The sequence below is a fragment of the Pseudomonas sp. VD-NE ins genome, assembly GCF_031882575.1.
Classification (GTDB): Bacteria; Pseudomonadota; Gammaproteobacteria; order Pseudomonadales; family Pseudomonadaceae; genus Aquipseudomonas; species Aquipseudomonas fluorescens_BZ.
The window spans coordinates 1,678,634-1,699,592 of record NZ_CP134772.1; the positions used below are offsets into that span (position 1 = coordinate 1,678,634).

The 20,959-nt window shown below is 59.0% G+C and carries 23 protein-coding genes; 8 read left to right on the forward strand and 15 right to left on the reverse strand.

Features of this window, described 5'->3' with window-relative positions; genetic code table 11:
* Positions 1-2: 2 nt before the first annotated feature.
* The gene (locus RMV17_RS07360; protein ID WP_034153210.1) at positions 3-1,301 is read right to left on the reverse strand and encodes a mechanosensitive ion channel family protein; all 1,299 of its coding nucleotides are present in this window, start codon (positions 1,299-1,301) and stop codon (positions 3-5) included.
* Positions 1,302-1,492: 191 nt separating this feature from the next.
* On the opposite strand from RMV17_RS07360, the gene RMV17_RS07365 reads away from it, so the two are divergent.
* Positions 1,493-2,833, forward strand: coding sequence for a DEAD/DEAH box helicase (locus RMV17_RS07365; RefSeq protein WP_007914470.1), 1,341 nt, complete (start codon positions 1,493-1,495; stop codon positions 2,831-2,833).
* Between the two features lie 52 nt (positions 2,834-2,885).
* Here the strand turns inward: RMV17_RS07365 and RMV17_RS07370 are convergent, their stop codons facing one another.
* The 4 genes from RMV17_RS07370 to RMV17_RS07385 form a co-directional block, all read right to left on the reverse strand.
* The gene (locus RMV17_RS07370; protein WP_311886140.1) at positions 2,886-3,485 is read right to left on the reverse strand and encodes a hypothetical protein; all 600 of its coding nucleotides are present in this window, start codon (positions 3,483-3,485) and stop codon (positions 2,886-2,888) included.
* Between the two features lie 12 nt (positions 3,486-3,497).
* The gene (locus RMV17_RS07375; protein WP_034153212.1) at positions 3,498-4,082 is read right to left on the reverse strand and encodes a papain-like cysteine protease family protein; all 585 of its coding nucleotides are present in this window, start codon (positions 4,080-4,082) and stop codon (positions 3,498-3,500) included.
* Between the two features lie 263 nt (positions 4,083-4,345).
* Positions 4,346-4,621, reverse strand: coding sequence for a hypothetical protein (locus RMV17_RS07380; RefSeq protein ID WP_311886141.1), 276 nt, complete (start codon positions 4,619-4,621; stop codon positions 4,346-4,348).
* 71 nt (positions 4,622-4,692) lie between these two features.
* Positions 4,693-5,430 (reverse strand): thioredoxin family protein, encoded by a 738-nt coding sequence (locus RMV17_RS07385; protein ID WP_311886142.1) that lies wholly within the window; start codon positions 5,428-5,430, stop codon positions 4,693-4,695.
* Between the two features lie 172 nt (positions 5,431-5,602).
* On the opposite strand from RMV17_RS07385, the gene RMV17_RS07390 reads away from it, so the two are divergent.
* Positions 5,603-5,995: a transcriptional regulator gene (locus RMV17_RS07390; RefSeq protein WP_311886143.1), complete on the forward strand. Its 393-nt coding sequence runs from the start codon at positions 5,603-5,605 to the stop codon at positions 5,993-5,995.
* 86 nt (positions 5,996-6,081) lie between these two features.
* On the opposite strand, the gene RMV17_RS07395 is transcribed toward RMV17_RS07390, so the two are convergent.
* The 3 genes from RMV17_RS07395 to RMV17_RS07405 all read right to left on the reverse strand — a co-directional run bounded on the left by RMV17_RS07395 (position 6,082) and on the right by RMV17_RS07405 (position 8,141).
* Entirely contained in the window at positions 6,082-6,951 is an 870-nt protein-coding gene (locus RMV17_RS07395) for a DUF6279 family lipoprotein (protein WP_311886144.1), read from the reverse strand.
* A 78-nt stretch (positions 6,952-7,029) separates the two neighbouring features.
* Positions 7,030-7,746, reverse strand: coding sequence for a TorF family putative porin (locus RMV17_RS07400; protein WP_034153217.1), 717 nt, complete (start codon positions 7,744-7,746; stop codon positions 7,030-7,032).
* 206 nt (positions 7,747-7,952) lie between these two features.
* Complete coding sequence (locus RMV17_RS07405; protein WP_016985943.1) at positions 7,953-8,141, reverse strand: hypothetical protein; 189 nt, start codon at positions 8,139-8,141, stop codon at positions 7,953-7,955.
* A gap of 341 nt (positions 8,142-8,482) precedes the next feature.
* Between RMV17_RS07405 and RMV17_RS07410 the strand changes: the two genes are divergently transcribed.
* From RMV17_RS07410 to RMV17_RS07420, 3 genes are all read left to right on the forward strand, one after another.
* Entirely contained in the window at positions 8,483-9,319 is an 837-nt protein-coding gene (locus tag RMV17_RS07410; RefSeq protein ID WP_311886145.1) for a S1-like domain-containing RNA-binding protein, read from the forward strand.
* A 103-nt stretch (positions 9,320-9,422) separates the two neighbouring features.
* On the forward strand, positions 9,423-9,824 hold the full coding sequence (locus tag RMV17_RS07415; RefSeq protein ID WP_108225944.1) for a DUF2177 family protein: 402 nt from the start codon (positions 9,423-9,425) through the stop codon (positions 9,822-9,824).
* 267 nt (positions 9,825-10,091) lie between these two features.
* The gene (locus RMV17_RS07420; protein ID WP_108225943.1) at positions 10,092-11,024 is read left to right on the forward strand and encodes a DMT family transporter; all 933 of its coding nucleotides are present in this window, start codon (positions 10,092-10,094) and stop codon (positions 11,022-11,024) included.
* Here RMV17_RS07420 and RMV17_RS07425 read toward each other — a convergent pair.
* Positions 10,969-12,150, reverse strand: a complete 1,182-nt coding sequence (locus RMV17_RS07425) for an MFS transporter (RefSeq protein ID WP_311886146.1) — start codon at positions 12,148-12,150, stop codon at positions 10,969-10,971. The two genes, RMV17_RS07420 and RMV17_RS07425, sit on opposite strands and share 56 nt — an antisense overlap.
* Before the next feature lie 104 nt (positions 12,151-12,254).
* On the opposite strand from RMV17_RS07425, the gene ptrR reads away from it, so the two are divergent.
* Together ptrR and RMV17_RS07435 are read left to right on the forward strand one after the other, a co-directional pair.
* The gene (gene ptrR, locus RMV17_RS07430; protein ID WP_311886147.1) at positions 12,255-13,148 is read left to right on the forward strand and encodes a putrescine utilization regulator PtrR; all 894 of its coding nucleotides are present in this window, start codon (positions 12,255-12,257) and stop codon (positions 13,146-13,148) included.
* A gap of 142 nt (positions 13,149-13,290) precedes the next feature.
* Positions 13,291-13,419, forward strand: coding sequence for a PA1414 family protein (locus RMV17_RS07435; protein WP_311887022.1), 129 nt, complete (start codon positions 13,291-13,293; stop codon positions 13,417-13,419).
* Positions 13,420-13,524: 105 nt separating this feature from the next.
* On the opposite strand, the gene RMV17_RS07440 is transcribed toward RMV17_RS07435, so the two are convergent.
* The 6 genes from RMV17_RS07440 to speB all read right to left on the reverse strand — a co-directional run bounded on the left by RMV17_RS07440 (position 13,525) and on the right by speB (position 19,102).
* Complete coding sequence (locus tag RMV17_RS07440) at positions 13,525-13,773, reverse strand: phosphopantetheine-containing protein (protein WP_034153223.1); 249 nt, start codon at positions 13,771-13,773, stop codon at positions 13,525-13,527.
* Positions 13,774-13,816: 43 nt separating this feature from the next.
* The gene (locus RMV17_RS07445) at positions 13,817-14,542 is read right to left on the reverse strand and encodes an MBL fold metallo-hydrolase (protein ID WP_311886148.1); all 726 of its coding nucleotides are present in this window, start codon (positions 14,540-14,542) and stop codon (positions 13,817-13,819) included.
* 85 nt (positions 14,543-14,627) lie between these two features.
* A complete protein-coding gene (locus RMV17_RS07450) occupies positions 14,628-16,007 on the reverse strand; it encodes a sodium:solute symporter (protein ID WP_034153225.1) in 1,380 nt (459 codons plus the stop codon).
* A 152-nt stretch (positions 16,008-16,159) separates the two neighbouring features.
* Positions 16,160-17,662 (reverse strand): cytosine permease, encoded by a 1,503-nt coding sequence (locus RMV17_RS07455; RefSeq protein ID WP_311886149.1) that lies wholly within the window; start codon positions 17,660-17,662, stop codon positions 16,160-16,162.
* A 56-nt stretch (positions 17,663-17,718) separates the two neighbouring features.
* Positions 17,719-18,141 carry a nuclear transport factor 2 family protein gene (locus RMV17_RS07460; RefSeq protein WP_311886150.1) on the reverse strand — a complete coding sequence of 141 codons (423 nt, stop codon included), beginning with the start codon at positions 18,139-18,141 and terminating at the stop codon, positions 17,719-17,721.
* 10 nt (positions 18,142-18,151) lie between these two features.
* The gene (speB, locus tag RMV17_RS07465; protein WP_003222717.1) at positions 18,152-19,102 is read right to left on the reverse strand and encodes an agmatinase; all 951 of its coding nucleotides are present in this window, start codon (positions 19,100-19,102) and stop codon (positions 18,152-18,154) included.
* A gap of 952 nt (positions 19,103-20,054) precedes the next feature.
* Here speB and RMV17_RS07470 point away from each other — a divergent pair.
* On the forward strand, positions 20,055-20,948 hold the full coding sequence (locus RMV17_RS07470; RefSeq protein WP_311886151.1) for a LysR family transcriptional regulator: 894 nt from the start codon (positions 20,055-20,057) through the stop codon (positions 20,946-20,948).
* Positions 20,949-20,959 lie beyond the last annotated feature (11 nt).

Consider the following 20,959-nt stretch of genomic DNA (forward strand, 5'->3'; position numbering starts at 1 on the left):
CATTACATGATGTGTTTCTCGGTCTCGGGAATATGGCTTGCACCAAGGACTGCCGGTAGCAACCCGGAACGCAAATCCCCACCACTCGGCTGCTGATACAGACTCAGCCCGAACTCCGGCAGCACCGCCAGCAGATAATCGAAAATATCCCCCTGAATCCGCTCGTAATCGGCCCACACCGTGGTGCGGGTGAAGCAGTAGATCTCCAGCGGAATGCCCTGCGCAGTGGTCTGCATCTGCCGGACCATGCAGGTCATGTTTGGCTGAATCTCCGGATGACTCTTCAGATACGCCAGTGCATAGGCGCGGAAGGTGCCGATATTGGTCATGCGTCGGCGGTTGGCTGACATTGCCGCGACATTGCCCTGCGCCTCGTTCCAAGCCTTGAGTTCGGCTTTCTTGCGGCTCATGTAGTCGGTGAGCAGGTGCACCTGGGAGAGCTTTTCCTCTTCGTCATCGCGGATGAAACGCACACCGCTGGCATCGATGAACAGGCTGCGCTTGATCCGCCGTCCGCCGGATTGCTGCATGCCGCGCCAGTTCTTGAACGACTCGGACATCAGGCGCCAGGTCGGGATCGAGACGATGGTCTTGTCAAAATTCTGCACCTTGACCGTGTGCAGAGTGATGTCGACCACGTCGCCATCGGCGCCGACCTGCGGCATTTCGATCCAGTCGCCGACGCGCAGCATGTCGTTGCTGGTCAGTTGCACACTGGCAACGAACGACAGCAGCGTGTCCTTGTAAACCAACAGAATCACCGCCGACATCGCACCCAGACCGGACAGCAACAACAGCGGTGAGCGGTCGATCAACGTGGCGACGATGATGATCGCGCCGAACACGTACAAGACCATTTTCGCCAGTTGCACGTAGCCTTTGATCGAACGCGTGCGCGCATGCTCGGTGCGCGCATAGATATCGAGCAGGGCATTGAGCAGGGCGCTGACCGACAGCAGCAGGAACAGAATGGTGAACGACAACGCCACGTTGCCGAGGAACGTCATCGCGGTTTTGCTCAGTTCCGGCACCAGATGCAGACCGAACTGGATCACCAGCGACGGCGTCATTTGCGCCAGACGTTGAAATACCTTGTTGTGCCGGAAGTCATTGATCCAGTGCAGCGACGGCTGGCGCCCGAGCATGCGGCTGGCGTGCAGGATCAGGTAACGCGCCACTCGTCCGAGCACCAGCGCGATGACCAATAGCAAAGTCAGCGCGAGGCCGGCCTGCAAGAGCGGATGCTGTTCGAGGGTGCCCCAGAGGTCCTGGGCGTTGAGCCAGAGCTGTTTGAAATCCATATGAGCAACGATTCTTCTGTAAGACGCGATGGGTGATTAGAGCATTTAAGACGCCGTGTATTACCGTTGAAGACAAATCGAGCAACAAAAAAGCCACTGATTATGTCCGTTTGTATAAAGAAACTCGGCCTGAGCGCTCGAAACCGGTAACCTATGCAGCTGTTTTTTTGCATATCTTCGAGGTAGCACCCGTGTTTTCCCAATTCGCCCTGCACGAACGCCTGCTTAAAGCTGTGGCCGAGCTGAAATTTGTCGAGCCAACGCCTGTGCAAGCCGCGGCCATTCCGCTGGCGCTCCAAGGGCGTGATCTGCGGGTGACGGCGCAAACCGGTAGCGGCAAAACCGCCGCTTTCGTTCTGCCAATCCTCAATCGCCTGATCGGCCCGGCCAAGGTCCGCGTCAGCATCAAGACGCTGATCCTGCTGCCGACCCGTGAGCTGGCCCAGCAGACGCTGAAGGAAGTCGAGCGCTTTTCGCAGTTCACTTTCATCAAGTCCGGCCTGATCACCGGCGGTGAAGACTTCAAGGTCCAGGCGGCGATGCTGCGCAAAGTGCCGGACATCCTCATCGGCACACCGGGCCGGATGATCGAGCAACTCAACGCCGGCAACCTCGACCTCAAAGAAGTCGAAGTGCTGGTGCTCGACGAAGCCGACCGCATGCTCGACATGGGTTTCGCCGAAGACGTGCAGCGTCTGGTTGACGAATGCCCGAACCGTCAGCAGACCATGCTGTTTTCCGCCACCACCGGCGGTTCCGGCCTGCGCGACATGATCGGCAAGGTGCTGAACAACCCTGAGCACTTGCAGCTCAACGCGGTCAGCCAGCTGAACTCGACGACCCGTCAGCAGATCATCACCGCCGATCACAATCAGCACAAAGAGCAGATTGTGAACTGGCTGCTGGCCAACGAGACCTATCAGAAGGCCATCGTCTTCACCAACACCCGCGCCATGGCCGACCGTATCTACGGCCGTCTCGTGGCTCAGGAATACAAAGCGTTCGTACTGCACGGCGAGAAAGACCAAAAGGATCGCAAACTGGCGATCGACCGTCTGAAGCAGGGCGGCGTGAAGATTCTGGTGGCGACTGACGTCGCGGCCCGTGGTCTGGACGTCGATGGTCTGGATCTGGTGATCAACTTCGACATGCCCCGCAGCGGCGACGAATACGTCCACCGCATCGGTCGTACCGGTCGTGCCGGCAACGACGGTCTGGCGATCTCGCTGATCTGCCACGGCGACTGGAACCTGATGTCGAGCATCGAGCGCTACCTGAAGCAGAGCTTCGAGCGCCGCACCATCAAGGAAGTCAAAGGCACCTACGGCGGACCGAAAAAGGTCAAGGCTTCGGGCAAAGCCGTTGGTGTGAAGAAGAAAAAGACCGACGCGAAGGGCGACAAGAAAAAAACTGCCGCCAAGACGCCGACCAAGCGCAAGAGCGCCAACCGTCCGAAGCCGGATTCGTTGGTGAGCAGCGACGGCATGGCACCGCTGAAGCGCCGCAAGCCAGCAGAACCTGCGGCTGAGTAAGTTTCAGGCGCGCATAAAAAACCCGGACAATGTCCGGGTTTTTTTTCAGCCATCAGTTACCGAGTTGGCCACTGGTGTCGGCATCGAAGCGCCGTTTGGCTTGATCCCCTGCCGGTTTCAGCGCGGCGAGCAAGGCGCCCTCGCTGTACAACCGAGTGGTCGCCAGTTCTTTCGGGCTCGGCTCGATCGGTATCAGCACGTCCTCACCGTCGGCATGCAGCCAGATCGCCACAACATGCAGCGCCGAGACAAACAGCACGCGCAGTTCAACGGTTTTGCCCTGAAGTTGCGGCGCTTGTTCAGCGAGTTTCAGCGCAGCCACCGTCGCGGCGGCGTGATCGCCGTGATTCAACGAGGCGAACTCGACATGCCCGCGCACCTCGGCCAGTTGCGCATCGGCAATCGTCACGCCGTCGGCAAACACCAGGTAATGCCAGTCGCCGATCCGCGCGTCTTGCAGACCTTTGCCTTGGCTCAGGTCCTCCAGATTCAGCGAGTAGCCGCGATAGGCCTCACTGAGGCTGATCTTCGCAGGTGCTGCGTTGGCGAATTGGCGATTAGCGCCAAAGCCCTGGGTTTGCAAAGCGGCTTGCAGCGCCGGACGCAGGGTCTGTACGCCGTTGGAAGGCGCCTTTGGATAAGTCAGTTGCATGATGTCGCCCTCCTAGTTTTTTACTGTGAAGTAGGTGTGAGTCCAGTTGCCGCCGCCGTTGTAGGCGCGGGGGAACGCGTTCAGTGCACGGGTCGAATAGCCGTAGATCGAATCCGCCACCAACAGGTAATCGCCGTTGGTGCCGTAAATCGTCAGGAAATGCGCACCGCCGCCGTACCAGGCGCAGCGCAAACCGACCGGGCGGCCCATGCTGATCTGGTTCTGGATGGCCGACATCTGCAGCGAACCCTGATTCATGCCGTTATAGCTGCGGGTGGTTTGCAGGGCCGAATCCAGATAGCCGTAAACGTTGCACGGCCCTGGCTGATTGCAACAATTGCGATCGAGCTGGGTGCTGGCGACACCGCACTGCGTCCAGTTGCCGGTGCCGTAATAGTTGCCGACCGAGGCGGACAGGGCGGCCCAGCACCAGTTGGTCTGGGTCTGTTTCTGCATGTTGAAGTTGAGGCTGCCGGCGGCGAGGGCGCTGAGCTGTTCAGCGGCTTCGACTTCAGCGAGTTGCGGGTCGAGCAGGTGACCGGACAGGCACCTTGGCAGTGATTCGCCGGTGAATTGTGTTGCTGCTGTGGTTAACATTTTTCAATCCTCCATGAGTGAAAACAAGCGTCCAGCTTGTGTGGGTGTTGCGGTGTTGCCGAGCGATCGGTGTTCACGGGTTGCCATGTCATATGGCGGGTTCCGATCTCGTTGCTCGATGTAACCGTAGATGCGGTTATGCGTTTGTGCAAATAAATAAATGCATTTATGCATTTTCAAGGGCAAAAAGATCGCAGCCTTCGGCAGCTCCTACAGGGATCGATGTAGGAGCTGCCGAAGGCTGCGATCTTTTGATCTGGCTTTTAGCTTTCCGCTTTTTTCTCAGCCGTGCCCAACTCTTTCAAGCGCTGATCAATCAACTGACATTTGTCGGGCAGATCCGCACTGGCCGTGCCCAGATCCATCTTCTGCAATTCGGCATTGATCTCCTTGGCTTTGGCCGGATTCTGCTCGGTCAGCCTCGAGACTTCCTTGGCCAGTTGTTCGCGCTTGGCGGTGGCTTCTTCCGGCGTGCAGGCCCAGACGGGCAGGGCGCAGGCCAGGGTGGCGGCGAGAGTGAGCTTGATCAGGGTTTTCATCGGGGCAGGCCTCAGTTCCGGTTAAGGCGGGTTAACCGGTTGAGGCCTTGAGCGGGGGAAAAGTTCAGTGCTTATCGCTCTTCGTGGCAGCAACTGGATTTTGTCGCTTGCGCATACCGATCATGATGCCGCACCCATTCCATGATCTCGTCTTCATTCCTGCCCTTGGGCGTGAGGTCGAGGTAGTTGTAGGCGCCGACCAGCATGTCGAGGCCACGCGCATACGTTGAATAGGTGTGGAAGATGTCGCCATTCGTGTCGCGATAAAACACGCTCAGCCCGGGCATTTCTTCCTCGGCGCTGTCAGTTTTTTCGTAGTTGTAGGTAGCCTTTCCCGCCGCGACATCGTCTGCCCGGGCGCACACGCCGAAGTCATAGTTGAAGTCGCAACCCTCTGACGACACCCAGTCAAACTTCCAGCCCATGCGCCGTTTAAAGTCCTGGAACTCGTTGAAGGGGGCGTGAGAAACAGCCACAACGGCGATGTCGTGATGGGCCAGATGCTGATTGGCACCGTCGATGTGGTCACTGAGGAACGAGCAACCCTGGCACCCTTCCTCCCAATTCTTGGCAAACATGAAGTGGTAAACCACCAATTGGCTGTGTTTGCCAAACAGATCGGTGAGTTTCAACTCTCCGTTCGGGCCTTGAAAGTGATAATCCTTGTCGACTTTTACCCATGGCAACGCGCGACGCTCGGTGCTGAGGCGATCGCGTTCTTTGGTGAAAGCTTTTTCGTCGGCGAGATGTTGCTTACGGGCAACCAGCCATTCTTCGCGCGATACCACCGGATGATTTTCAACGTTCATGATGATTTCTCCTGCGGGGTTGAAGCCTGTTTCAGACTAGTCGTTTAACCCTGCGCAGGATCGACAGACCGCCGGTCGGTCGGCTCGGGAAATACGGCTGAACGGTGGCGGGCTACTCCGGTCACAACCTATGAACGCGCCATAAATCACGCGCACCGGAGGTTGTATCAGGATGACGACTTATAACTGGGATTTGATTGAGCGCTTGCTGCATGAAGTGCAGAACAGCGCCGGCCATAGCTTTGCCCCTCGCGCCTACGCCGAAGACTATGCGGCGGCGAAGGCCGGCGCGGGCGAGCCGATCGAGAACCTTGATCACCTGAAAACGCTGGCCTGCGACTATGAACGGTTGCTGCTGTTGCGCGGCTACATCGCACCGCGTCCGGACGAAGAGGGCAGCACGGGAAACAATTTTGTCCTGACCCCGCGCGGCTCTAGCCTGCTGAGCCTGATCGACAGTAGCATTCCCGGCAATGACCATCCGCGTCAGGTGCTGGATGAGCAGGAGGATGCGCTGGCTGAGGCGACTTTTGATGAAGTGGCTTCCAAAGCCCAGATCGCCTGAGGTTCTGAAAGCAAAAGATCGCAGCCTTCGGCAGCTCCTACAGGGATTGGTGTAGGAGCTGCCGAAGGCTGCGATCTTTTGATCCTCTAGTTCTGTTTCGCGGCCTTGAGGCACTTGAGGTCGGTGAAGTCTTTACGCACCCCCTCGATCTTCTTCAACAACCGCTGACGCTGTTGCGGCGTACTTTCGGCCATCAGGTCCACCGCCAGCGATCGAGCCTGCGCCTCGGTGTTGGCGTAGGCCTTGCGGTAATCCGCTGTCCATAAACTCTCGCGATTGACCAGAAGCGTCTCGATTCTCTGTGGGAATTCGGGGCTTTTGCGTTGCGCGACAGCCGCACTGAACTGCTTCTGCCAATGGGCGCGGTTGGCAATCCATTGGGTGTACTGATCGCCCAACGCGGTCGACCACGCCATGACGCGCTGCTCTTGCGTGGCACTCAAGGGCCCCAGCCAGTCGTTCAGACGTTTGACCATTCGCGCCCCGCGCTCGGCAATTTGCTGATCAAGCGGCGGTTTAAGGTATTCCTGCTGACGCTTGCGCAAATCCTTGGCAAACGCGTCATTCATCTCGGCCACCTGTTTGTCATCCAGCCCTTGCAGCAACTCGATTGCCGACGGGGTGATCTCTCGAGCGGTTTCGGCAATGGCCTGCTTGGCTTCCGTAGTGCGCGCCTGCAACGCGGCATCGGTGATCTGATTGGTCTCGACCATTGTTTGTAAACGATCCAGCCAGTCCAGATAACCCGGTAACTGCGTGGTGCAGTGCCAGTTGAGGTGCTCCTTGAGCCGCTCGTTGAACCAGTCTTTCTGCTCGCCGTTCATGTCCAGGTAATCGCCGAGCGTCCATGGAATGATCACGTCGAGATTGCGATAGGCCAGGCCGACGCGACTGCAAGCGCCGAGGGCGAGGGTGAAAATCAGTAGTGTGGCGATGTGCGTGAACCAGCGAGACATGGGCGAATCCTTGCGTGAGCCTGGCTTCGAGGGACTGATTCCTATGTGAACGCAGAATGAACCCGGCAGTTCAGCCAATCAATAGAACGCGCGGGCAGCCTTGAGGGTGACGAGACCGTCGCACTCGCTGTTGTGCCCGGAATAGGCTGAGCAATCGCTGCCGCTGAGGCTGGAGTTGCTGTAGATCAGGTCGAGATCGACGCCCATGAACGGCCGGGACAATTTCACCGACCAATCGGTAAAACTGCCGACATAACCACCGTCCACGGCCACGGGCGTGTTCAGTTGGTGGGTGGTGTATTTCATGCTGACGCCGATGCCGAATGGCTGGTTGCCGCCAAGATCGGCAAACAAGGTGTTGTTCTGTTTGTCCGGGTCATTGCTGAAGGCCACGCCGAAACGGCTGCCGAGCAGGGTCAGGCCACCGAACAGCTCCTGGCTGTCGAGGGTGTCTACCTTGGGATAGCTGTAGTGGATCATCCCGACTTCATAGCCGAGGGTTTGATCGAAAGGTTGTTTAAAACCGACGTAGGAATCGATTTCGAGGTTCTTGCCCGGGCTGATGCCCATGCTCGGTGCGTACTGGCCGACATAGAGGCCGCTGTCGTGGCTCAGGTCGAGGCCGCCATGGAACGAACCAACGGCTGCCGGTTTGACCAGGCCCTGGGCCATGCTGCGCGTCGGTGTGGTGCCAAGTTTGAGATCGAAATCGCCGAGTTCACGCTGGAAAATCTGTGCGTGCGCGGTCGAGCCGGCCATCAGGCTTGCGAGCAATAAACAGGAAGATTTGCGCATGCGTCACTCCATGAACGGCGAGCGCAGGACGGCGGGCCTGCTGAAACGCTTGATCTAGACGCGTGCAAGGATACCGGCGAATGATCGGCGTTGATGGCCGTTCGTCGATTTACAAGGATTTTTGTTTAAAGCGAAGGGATGTTGCGCGGTGCCAGTCCAGACGCTTCGAAGCTCAAAGCGCCTCTGGACGGGTGTTAAACCGGGTGTTACTTCTTGCCCAGGCTGATCTGCTTGGACGGGCCGAATGTCTGGCCACTGACGCCTTTGGCAATTTGCTGGATCTCGCCACCAGACTTGAGGAACGCTGCGATCTGATCGTTGATCGATTCGCTGGTTTCAACGGCTGGAGCTGGCTTTGCTTTGCTGGTGGATGCTTTTACACGCATGGCGGCCATTAACCTGTAGAAAAGTAACTCGGCCAGGCATCGTACAGGAATAACTTGACAATTGCTTGGTAAATATCCCCGGGAATAACCAACCGCTGTGCTGCATTATTCTCGATTCAATATTCGAAATATCCGGCTAACCTGCTGTTTTAAATAAGAACATTTAGTCGCAGGCGCATTGAATTGTTCCACCGCCAGCGCAAGCGCCTGCCTGACGAGCGGCACCTCAATCCAGCCGCGCACAAGGAAAATCAAGGCGTTGCGCAGGTTTCCGACGCGTACGGATCTGCCGCCCGACGGCCACGCCAAAAACGGGTAGAATGCCGCCCACGCAATGAGGGTTTCGGAAAATGGCTTTAGTCGGGCGTTACAACAGTTTGCAAGTGGTTAAACACACTAACTTCGGTTTATATCTGGATGGCGGTGCCGATGGCGAGATTCTTTTGCCTAATCGGTATATCCCGAAAGATATTCCGACCGAAGATGAAGATTGGCTCAACGTTTTTGTTTATCTGGACAGCGAAGACAAACTTCTCGCTACTACGGAAAAACCAAAAGTTCAGGTCGGCGAATTTGCCAGTCTGAAAGTCGTTGAAGTCAACAGCATCGGTGTGTTCCTCGATTGGGGGCTGCCGAAGGATCTGTTGCTGCCGTATTCCGAAGAAAAGCGCCAGATGACCGCCGGCGAATACTGCGTGGTGCACGTCTACCTCGACAAGCACACCCGCCGCATCACCGCCACTGCGCGTCTGGATCGCTACCTCGACAAGACCCCGGCCAACTACAGCCAGGGCCAGGAAGTTGACCTGCTGGTTGCCGAAGCCACCGACATGGGCTTCAAGGCGATCATCAACAACAAGCACTGGGGATTGATCCACAAGAATGAAATCTTCAAGTTCATGCGCGCTGGCATGATCGAGAAAGGCTACATCAAGGAAGTCCGTGCCGACGGCAAGATCGCCCTGAGCCTGCAACCGGTTGGCCAGGAAGCGGCCAGCAGCCTGAACTCGAAGATCCTCGCCAGGTTGCGCGACAACAGCGGCACGCTGCCGGTCAGCGACAAGAGTGATCCGGCGTTGATCAGCAGCCTGTTCGGCGTCAGCAAGGGCAACTTCAAGAAGGCCATCGGTGCGCTGTACAAGGAAGGCAAGATCGTCATTCACGCCGATCGCATTGAACTAACCTGAGACACCGCTGGCCCCATGTAGGAGCTGCCGAAGGCTGCGATCTTTTGACTTTGAAGATCAACAGATCGCAGCCTTCGGCAGCTCCTACATGAGGGCGGGTGTGATGAAGAAGTCTCTGGTTGCCTATGCTGCGACGCTGATTGCGTTTCTGCTGCTCGACGGTATCTGGCTGGGCCTGCTGATGGCGCCGACCTACCGTGAGCTACTCGGTCCGCTGATGCTCGAAAAACCGCTGCTGGTTCCGGCAGCGGTTTTTTATTGCCTGTATGTTTTTGGCTGTGTGGTGTTTGTGGTGATGCCGGCAGTGAGCTGGCAGCGCGCCGCGAAGATGGGCGCTTTGCTGGGGCTGGTGGCGTACGGCACGTATGACCTGACCAATTGGGCGACGTTGCGCGGGTGGTCGGTGCAGGTGACGTTAATGGATTGGGCCTGGGGAACGTTCGCTACTGCTGTGGCTTGTAGCGTCGGGTTTTTGTTGGCTAAACGACTGCATTCAGATCCATGAGCAGGGTTGATTGAACTGACGTCATCGCTGGCAAGCCAGACTCCCACAGGGTTTTGTGTCGAGCAGAGGATCGGTGGTAACCCGGTCCCTGTGGGAGCTGGCTCGCCAGCGAAGGGCGGCGCAGCCGACAGCCATTCACCACTGCCGCCGCTGAAGCACAAAATGTCTTTTCCAGACGGCTTTTTCCGTCTGACTGATTGATAATCCTCGACACTGTTTTCTGATCATTGGATAGCCTGCCATGTCGTGTGTATTCAAGGTGTCGCGGTGAGTGTCGAGCGGCGCAATGTCGACCGTTTTGCCTTGCAGGTGATGGTCGGCCTCTGCCTGATCTGGGGCGTGCAGCAAGTGATGATCAAGTGGGCAGCGCCGGACATCGCGCCTGTCATGCAAGCGGCCGCGCGCTCGGGGATCTCTGCGTTGCTGGTGGGGTTGCTGATCTGCTGGAAGGGCGGCTGGGATCAGGTCGGGACGACTTGGCGCGGTGGTTTGCTGGCCGGTGCGCTGTTCGGTCTGGAATTCTTTTTCATCGCTGAAGGTCTGCAACTGACCACCGCCGCACACATGTCGGTGTTCCTCTACACCGCGCCGATTTTCACCGCGCTGGGCGTACATTTCCTGCTGGCCAGTGAACGCTTGCGGCCGTTGCAATGGCTGGGGATTCTGCTCGCGTTTATCGGTATTGCGATTGCCTTCGCTGGCGGCGTGTCGTGGGACAACCTCGACCGGCGTATGCTGCTCGGGGATGCCTTTGGCGTGTTGGCTGGCGCCTGTTGGGGCGCGACCACGGTGGTGGTGCGCGCCTCGCGGCTGTCGGAAGCTCCGGTGACGCTGACCTTGTTCTACCAGTTGATCGTCGGTTTCGTCGGCTTGCTATTGATTGCGCTGTTCAGCGGCCAGATCACCCACCTCAGCCTGACCCCCGTGGCGGTGGCCAGCGTGTTGTTTCAAGGCCTGGTGGTGTCGTTCTTCAGCTACCTGATCTGGTTTTGGCTGCTGCGCCGGTATCTGGCAGCCAACCTTGCGGTGTTTTCATTCATGACGCCGTTGTTCGGCGTGACCTTTGGCGTGTTGCTGCTCGGCGAACAGTTGACGGTTAACTTCGTCGTCGGCGCCGTGCTGGTGCTGCTCGGCATCACGTTTGTCAGCGCCGAGCAGTGGCTGCGTCGGCGTTTGCGCAAAGCGCTGGGCCAGCGCTAGTCGACTGGATCGCCAGTCCGCCGGCAATCAGTAAACCGCTGCCGGCGATCACCAGGGCCGGGTGCAGGCTCCCGCTGTAATGACTGCTCAGTGCTGCCAATAGAGGGCCGCTGAGTTGGCCGACGGCGAAGCAGGCGGTGAGCATCCCGGCATTGCGTTGCGTGGAGTGCGGTGCCAGTTCCCGCGAGCGCTGCATGACCAGTTGCATGCAAGCCAGAAATGGCGTGCCGCAGAGGATCACCCCCAGCGCGAGGCCAATGCCGCTGCCCAGCAGGCAAGCGAACACACCGGCCGCTTGTAGCCACAGCGTCGCCATTAACCAGTGACGGGTGGTTGCGGGATCGTGACGACGCAGGCTCACCAGCACCACACCGATCGCGGCACCCAAACCAAAGCACGGCCAGAACAAATCGGCCTGCCACTGCCCGTGGAACTGCGCATTGGCCATTTGCGACAGGAAGGTCGCCGGAATGATGTAACCAACACCATACAGCGCATAAATCACCGCTAACCGGCCGATGCCCCGATTCGATGGACTGACGGCCGCCACTGCAACCGTAGCCGTTGCAACGGGCGTTGGCAGCAGTCGCCAGACACCCAGCATCATCAGCAGCGCAGCCGCTGCATAAATCAGCCACAACGTCGTGGATGTCTGATTCAGCAGATGTGAGACCAGCGCCAACAACCCTGTCAGAAAGATCCCCAAACCCGGTCCGGCAAAAACCAATGCGCCCAAACGCGGACGACCCGCTGCGGCTGCCAAGGGTTGGCTTAAAGACGTGATCATCACCAGCACCCAGGCACTCGCCACCCCGGTGCCGAAGCGCAGCACCAGGTGCGACCAGAAACCATCCGCCCAGAACGACGCCAGCGTCAGCAGCACGCACAACCACAGGCCGCCATGCAGGCGCCGCTGAACCTGCTGCGGGCGATGGGCGAACATCGCGTCCACCGCGCCGAGCAGGTAGCCGAGGTAGTTGGCCGCCGCAATCAGACCGGCGGCCGTCAGGTCGATCTGCCCTTCGCTGAGCAGGTGTGGCATTTGCGGGGTGAGGGCGAAACGTCCGATGCCCATGGCCATCATCAGGGCAACGAAGCAAGCGGATAAGCGAATCAGTGGCGACATGGTCGGGATTCCTTGGAAGGATCAATGACCGTCAGGCTAGGACTGATTGACTTTCTTTAAAATTGAATAATAGTGAGTAACTTGTTCTGTTCTGGAGAAAGGTTGTGGAATTCAGCCAACTGCGGATCTTTCAGGCCGTGGCCGAGGAGGGTTCGATTACCCGCGCCGCCGAACGCCTGCATCGAGTGCCGTCGAACCTGTCGACGCGGCTCAAACAGCTTGAAGAACAACTGGGTGTAGAGCTTTTCGTCCGTGAGCGTCAGCGTTTGCAGCTGTCGCCTGCGGGAAAAGTCCTGCTGGACTACACCGGCAAACTCTTCGCCCTGCGCGATCAGGCCAGTGCGGCGGTGATGGGCGGCAAACCGGCCGGCGATTTTGCGTTGGGCACCATGTACAGCACGGCGGCGATTCACCTGCCGGCGCTGCTGGCGCGTTATCACAAACAGTATCCAGCGGTGAATCTGCAGGTGCAGTCAGCGCCCAGTGGGGAGTTACTGGAGGGCTTGCTCACCGGTCGTCTTGATGCCGCGTTGGTCGATGGCCCGTTGGAACTGGCCGGGCTCGACGGTGTGCCGTTGTGCGAGGAGCGGCTGGTGCTGATCACTGAAATCGATCATCCGCCCGTGCGCAGCGCCCGGGATGTGGAGGGGCGCTCGGTGTTCACCTTCCGCCGAGGTTGCTCTTACCGGATGCGTCTGGAGGCGTGGTATGCGCACTACCACGCGACCATGGGCCGGGCGATGGAGATCGAGTCGTATCAGGGCATGCTCGCCTGCGTGATTGCCGGCAGTGGCGTGGCGCTGATGTCGGAGTCGATGCTGGCCAGTCTGCCGGGGCGCGACAGCGTGGCGATGCATGCGTTGGCCGAGCCATTCGTGGGTGCGAAAACATGGCTCATGTGGCGCAAGGGCATGGTCGGCGCCAACCTCAATGCCTGGATCGAGGTGCAGCAGGCTGTCTATCCCGCGGCTCAGATCGAAACCCGGGAAACAGCCTGAACCAATGACGGCGAACTCTGTTCAATTCAGTAACAGATCATTGCGGATTTGGTCGAGCATTGCGTAGGACTTCGGACTATTATCAGTGCGAAGCGACCTCAGAATTCCGGCCGCTCAGCACCACCCTGAAGGGGGCATGACGATGAAAGAGAAAATTCAAAACTGGCTGCACGATTTGGGTGTTGCCCTCGGTTTGATCGAACCGCCTCTGCAACCTGTACCGATCCGCTCCGATGACGAGCAGCGCCGCCGTCAACAACGGCGCCGGTAACGCCCCCGATCCGAGATCAAAGGATTCAAGATCAAGAGATCGCAGCCTTCGGCAACTTCTACACGGATTAATGTAGGAGCTGCCGAAGGCTGCGATCTTTTGCTTTTAATGACGGCCAATCTCAAGCAAAAACCGGCTCAAGTCATTCGCGGTCTTCGCGGTCTTGAGCATGCGGTCTTCCTCGGCGGTGAACGCCGTCAGTCCGAATTCATCTTCCAGATGAAAAATCAGATCTTCGATATCGGCTTTCTCCAGCCCCAATTGCACCAGGCTGGTGTTGTCGTTGAATTCGCGGGTTTCCAGCAGACGCCGGATATACCGGTGCACGGCGGCACGTACGGCAGCTCTTCTCATGGCAGATATTTCTGATGGTTGTTGTGCTTGAGTGAAGCAGGCCTCAGGCGTGGCCGCGCAACCACTGGTCAATCATCGAGCGCAAATGCTCCCCGGAAAAACTGCCGAAATGCCCGCCATGCACCGTGCGTATTGGCAATTTCTGCAAACGCCGCAGACTGGTGGCGTAGTCCTGCAGATCGGAGTGGTAGGCGTCTTCGATCAGCGGGCCGTCGTAGATGATGTCGCCGCTGAACAGGGTTTGCGTCGCCGCCTCATACAGGCTGATCCCGCCCGGCGAATGCCCCGGTGTGTGCAGCACCTGCAGCGTGCGATTGCCCAGATCGAGCACATCACCGTCCTCGACAAACCCGGTGGCTGGCGCGGCTTTGACCCGGTATTCGGCGTAGCACAATGGGCAATCCGGATGCGCTTCAAACATGTCGTCGCCGACGAAGGCGCGGCTCAAATCATTCTCGCCATTCGGCGCGGCCAGAATGTCCGCCTCGGCGCGATGCACCAGTCGTTCAGCAAATTCATGATGGCCGGCGATATGGTCGAAATGGCAATGACTGGCCACTGCCACCAGCGGCCGCTCGGTAATCCACGGCAACTGCTCGCGCAGGCTGACCAATCCCGAACCGCTGTCGAGCAACAGGTCTTTATCGCGGCCCTGAACATGCCAGAGGTTGCAGCGGTAGAAAGGCCGAATATACGGCTCGTGAATAAGCCGGATGCCATCGCTCAGGTGCTGCACTTCAAACCACTGATCGCGGGAAACGATCTTCATATTCACTTTTCTCCAGACGAAAAAAACGGGTGTGGCAACCGACGCCACACCCGTCGAAGAAAGCATCAAGTCGTTACATCAGAGCTTAGATCGCACTTGCCACGGTTGCCGGGCGAGGGGAGACCAGGCTGACCACCACGAAACTCACCAGACCCACAGCCAGGCTGTAGTAGATCGGCGTGTTGGCATCCAGACCATCCTTGAACATGAACAGCAGTGCAGTGGCAAAACCCAGGCCCATGCTGGCGATGGCGCCGGCGGTGGTCGCGCGTTTCCAGAAGATCGCACCCATCAGCGGGATCAGCATGCCGCCCACCAACAGGTTGTAAGCAAGAGTCAGGGCGCTGATCACATCGTTGACCACCAGCGCGATACCCAGCACGACCACACCGGTCAGCAGGGTGAACAGGCGGTTGATGCCCAGGCTCGACGGTTTGCCGCCACGCAGTTTCGGCAGCAGGTCTTCAGTCAGAGTAGTGGCCGCGGCAAGGAGGCCGGCGCTGGCGGTGGACATCATCGCCGCGAGTGCAGCCGCGATCACCAGACCCCGGATGCCGTCCGGCAGCGACAGTTTGACGATGGCGGCGAAGGCGTTGTTGACGTTGTCCAGATCCGGGATCAGCACGTGCGCAGCCATGCCGATCAGCGCGCAGGCCAGACCGTAGACGATGCAGTAGATGCCCGCGATGCTGCCGGCGTATTGCGCGACTTTGGCGGTCTTGACGGTGAACACCCGTTGCCAGATGTCCTGACCGATCAGGATGCCGAAGAAGTAGATCATGAAGTAGGTGATGATCGTGTCCCAGCCGATGGTGGTGAAGCTGAAGGCAGTGGCCGGCAGTTTCAGCACCAGTTCGTCCCAACCGCCAACGCGGTACAGGCAGATCGGCAACAGGATGAACATCAGGCCCACGGTCTTGATGATGAACTGGACGATGTCGGTCAGGGTCAGCGACCACATGCCGCCGATCGCCGAGTAAACCACCACGACACCACCGCCGAGCAGTACCGAGATCCAGAAGGGCAGGCCGAACAGCACTTGCAGCACGGTGCCGATGGCGAGAATCGAGGTCACGCCGATCATCAGCGCGTAAGCCAGCATGATCGCCGCGCTCGCCGAGCGGGCCATCGGGTTGTAGCGTTTTTCCAGGACCTGGGTAACGGTGTAGATCTTCAGTTTCAGCAGCGGTTTGGCGAGGAACAGGTTCAGCGCGACGATGCCGCAACCGAGTGCCGCGCACAGCCAGAAACCGGAGATGCCGTGCACGTAGCCCAGACGCACGGTGCCGACGGTGGACGCGCCACCGAGCACGGTCGCGGCCATGGTGCCCATGTACAGGCTTGGGCCGAGGTTACGCCCGGCGACGAGAAAGTCCTCGTTGGTCTTGGCCTTGCGCATGCCGAAGTAGCCGAGCAAGAGCATGCCGGCGGCGTAAATGAGGACGACGAATAAATCCAAAGCCATGATGGCGTGTCTCCGATTGTCTTTTTTATGTGAGGCTGAATTCGAATCTCACTGTGGGAGCGAGCCTGCTCGCGAAGGCGGTCTGTCAGTCACATCAATGTTGAATGTGCTGAAGTCTTCGCGAGCAGGCTCGCTCCCACAGGGGATCTGCGTCAGGCGGCCTGACGCAGTTGAGGTTTTACTGCGGCTTCACTTCGGGCATCCTTCGGGCCGAACACTTCGCGCGGTTCCGGAAACAGGCTCAGCAGCGTCAGGTACACCACCGAGGCCAGGCCGAGAGTCACCGGCAAGCTGACGTCGATGCCGCCGGCCATTTCACCCAGCAGGCCGACGAATTGCCCCGGCAGGTTGACGAAGCACAGGCCAACCGCCGCGCTCGGAATCCACGCACCCAGACCACGCCAGTTCCAGCCGTGGCTGAACCAGTAGCGACCGCCCTGTTCGCCGCGCGTGAACACTTGCAGGTCATCCGGGCAGTAGAAGCCGCGACGCACCAAGAGGCCGATGATCATGATCACCATCCATGGCGTGGTGCAGGTGATGATCAGCACGGCGAAGGTCGACACGCTCTGCACCAGGTTCGCTGCAAAGCGACCGATGAAGATGAAGGCAATCGACAGCACGCCGATCAGCAGCGTCGCCTTCACCCGCGACAGCACCCGCGGAAACACGCTGGACATGTCCAGCCCGGTGCCATACAGCGAGGTGGTGCCGGTGGACATGCCGCCGATCACCGCAATCAGGCACACCGGCAGGAAGAACCAGCTCGGCGAAACCGCCAGCAAACCGCCGACATAGTTGTTCGCCGCGATGTAGTCCGGCGCCTTGATCGCGACGATGGTCGCGGTGGTCAGGCCGAACAGGAACGGGATGAACGTGGCGATCTGCGACAGCACCACCGCCGCCATGATGCGTTGCTTGGAGGTGTCACGCGGGATGTAGCGCGACCAGTCGCCGAGGAACGCGCCGAAGGAAATCGGGTTGCTCATCGCCACCAGCGCGGCGCCGATGAACGCGGCCCAAAAGCCTGGCTGACCGAGGCTCACCGTACCGGCGTAGTTCACATCGAAAGGACCGGCGAAGGCGAAGATGCCCAGCAGGAACAACAGGCTGGCGCTCCACACCGCGATCTTGTTCACCCACAGCAAAAAGCGGAAGCCGTAGATGCACACGGTCAGCACCAGAATCGCGAACAGACCGTAGGCCAGGCCCAAAGTCAGGTCGGTTTCCGGCAGACCGATCAGGCGTTTTGCACCGCCGATCAGCGCATCGCCCGAACTCCACACCGAGAGCGAGAAAAACGCGATAGCGGTCAACAGCGACAGGAACGAACCGACGATCCGCCCGTGTACGCCGAAGTGCGCACCGGACGACACGGCATTGTTGGTGCCGTTGAGCGGGCCGAACAGGCCCATCGGTGCGAGGATCAGCGAGCCAAGCAGCACGCCCGACACAGTCGCCCAGACGCCGGCCTGAAAAGACAGACCGAACAGCACCGGGAAACTGCCGAGCACGGCGGTGGCAAAGGTATTCGAACCACCGAAGATCATCCGGAACAAGTCCGTCGGGCCTGCGCTGCGTTCGTGGTCCGGGATCTGTTCGACCCCGTGGGTTTCAATTTGCGTAAGGCTTTGGTCGTTGTTGTTGTTATTCATGATCTGCTCCGATCATAAAGGCGCGCCTCATCGTGCGTGAGGCGTCACCTATTTGGCTAAGGGGATGGCAGCCCTTCCGGCATTGCGGACAAATGTTCGTGACAGGCCAGCCAAAGGCCTTGTTGTTCTAGGCTCGACGTTTGTTTCTTGAAAACAATCGTCTCGCGCTCCTGGCTGAAGTGTTGCTCCCCTTGCATGCGCAGCTCGGTGGCCACGTCATGGATGAAAATCGCCACCTCACCTTGCAGGCTGACGAAAGCGTTGCTCGAGGTGCACGCAAGCACCTCGAAGCCATCCTCGGCGCGCCAGCTGTCCCACAAGGCCTGATAGGCATCGCGCGACAGCAGCGGCTGTTCGAGGGTGTAGAAAACGAAACTTGCATCGGCGCTGAACGCGCCGAAGTAGGCTTCGCGATCGTTACGGGCGAAGGCGGACACCAGATCGGCGGCCGCTTGCAAAACCTGATCACGTTCGTTCATGACCCGACCCTCAGCGATGGACCACGCCAGGCAGTACGCAGAGCATTTCGTACAGCAGGTTGGCGGCCAGCAGCGAGGTGTTGCCGGTGGTGTCATAAGCGGGCGAGACTTCTACCAGATCGCAACCGATCAGGTCGAGGCCTTGGCAGCCGCGAACGATCTCAATTGCCTGAATGGTCGTCAGACCACCGATTTCCGGGGTGCCGGTGCCAGGTGCCCAGGCCGGGTCGATGCCGTCGATGTCGAAGCTCAGATACACCGGACCACCGCCGACTTTCTCGCGCACTTCAGCCATCAGTGGCGCCAGCGACTTGTGCCAGCACTCTTCGGCTTGTACGACGCGGAAGCCCTGATCGCGGCTCCAGTTGAAGTCATCAGCGGTGTAACCCTGTGCGCGCAAACCAATTTGCACCACGCGGTCGCAGTCCAGAAGGCCTTCTTCGACGGCGCGACGGAAGGTCGTACCGTGAGCGATCTTCTCGCCGAACATGTGATCGTTGACGTCAGCGTGGGCATCGATGTGCACCAGACCGACCTTGCCGTGCTTTTTATGAATCGCCCGCAGGATCGGCAGGGTGATGGTGTGGTCGCCACCCAGGGTCATCGGGATCACGTTGTGCTCGAGAATGTTGTCGTAGGCTTCTTCGATGATGCGCACGGCGTCGAGCAGGTTGAAGGTGTTGATTGCCACGTCACCGATGTCGGCCACCGACAGCGAGTCGAATGGCGCCGCGCCGGTGGCCATGTTGTACGGGCGGATCATCACTGATTCGGTGCGGATATCGCGCGGCCCGAAGCGGGTGCCGGGGCGCAACGAAGTACCGATGTCCAGTGGCACGCCAACGAAGGCAGCGTCCAGGCCGGCAGCGGTCGGTACATGGGGGAGTCGGAGCATGGTGGCGATGCCGCCGAAGCGCGGCATTTCGTTGCCGCCCAGTGGTTGGTGAAGAATCTTGTCCACGGGTAAGGCCTCATCGTCTTTGTTTTATTTATGTCGGCGCGCCGTTGAGCAAAGGTTCGGACGCCGCTGTGGGGCCGATGATGCGAAATGTAGTGAGGGGAAAGAATCGCTACGGGCAAAAACTTAGTTCAGATTTTTCTAAACTAATGGGCGAGGGGCGATTAGACTTTGTCGGGTTCGGGTCGTGTGATCGACAGGAGATCGTTGCCCTCACCCCAGCCCTCTCCCAGAGGTAGAGGGGGCCGACCGAGTTGTTGGCGGAATCTGCATCGACCTGAAAAATCGAGTCGAACTCAGGATTTGAAAGCCATGGAGATCAGCTCCCTCTCCCTCACTACCAGAGCGAGAGGGGGCCGACCGAGTTGTTGGCGGAATCTGCATCGACCTGAAAAATCGAGTCGAACTCAGGATTTGAAAGCCATGGAGATCAGCTCCCTCTCCCTCACTACCAGAGCGAGAGGGGGCCGACCGAGTTGTCAGCGGAATCTGCATCGACCTGAAAAATCAAGTCGAACTCAGGATTTGAAAGCCATGGAGATCAGCTCCCTCTCCCTCACTACCAGAGCGAGAGGGGGCCGACCGAGTTGTTGGCGGAATCTGCATCGACCTGAAAAATCGAGTCGAACTCAGGATTTGAAAGCCATGGAGATCAGCTCCCTCTCCCTCACTCCCAGAGCGAGAGGGGGCCGACCGAGTTGTTGGCGGAATCTGCATCGACCTGAAAAATCGAGTCGAACTCAGGATTTGAAAGCCATGGAGATCAGCTCCCTCTCCCTCACTCCCAGAGCGAGAGGGGGCCGACCGAGTTGTTGGCGGAATCTGCATCGACCTGAAAAATCGAGTCGAACTCAGGATTTGAAAGCCATGGAGATCAGCTCCCTCTCCCTCGGGAGAGGGCTGGGGTGAGGGGCATTTCCCACAGACACACACAGTTGCAAAGCCCGGAGTAGACATGGCCAACGCTTTACCCGACCTGAAACTGTTGCGCATCTTCGTCAGCGTCGTGCGTCATCAGGGTTTTGCCAACGCGCAGCAGGAACTCAACCTGTCGACCTCGGCGATCAGCACCTACATGAGCCAGCTCGAAGCCGCGCTCGGCCTTGTGCTGTGCCATCGCGGGCGCGGCGGGTTCAGCCTGACCAGCAAGGGTGAGCTATTCCATCAGGAAACCCTGCGCCTGCTCGCCGAACTCGAAGGCTTCGAGCAATACGCCGCCACGCTCAAGGGCGAACTGCGCGGTACGCTCAACCTCGGCGTGATCGACTCCACCGTCAGCGACAAGGCCTTGCCGTTCGCCGAAGCCATCGGCGCCTACAGCCAGGAACACCCGGCGGTGCATTTGCATCTGTCGGTGATGAGCCCGTACGAACTGCAACTCGGCGTGCAGGACAACCGCCTCGATCTGGCCATCGGTGCGTTTTCCACGCGCATGAGCGGCCTGATCTACATGCCGCTGTACCGCGAGCAACACTGGCTGTATTGCAGCAGTCGTCACCCGTTGTTCAACGAACGGCGGATTCCCGAGCAAGTCATCACCCAGCAACGCATGGTCGGACGTGGTTACTGGAGTCAGGCGGAACTCGCACGGCACGGTTTCAAACACAGCGCCGCCACCGTGGAAAGTATGGAAGCGCAGCTTATTCTGGTGCTGTCCGGCGCCTACATCGGTTACTTGCCGGAGCACTACGCTCAGGCCTGGGCCGATAAGGGTGATTTGCGCGTCTTGCTGCCGGCGACGTTCGGTTATCAAGCGCCGTTTTCGATGATCATGCGCCGGGGCCGCAGCCGCGAGCCGCTGATCCAGACCTTCCGCGATTTGCTCAAAGCCCAGCTCAATCAGGCTTAGCTTGTAGGAAA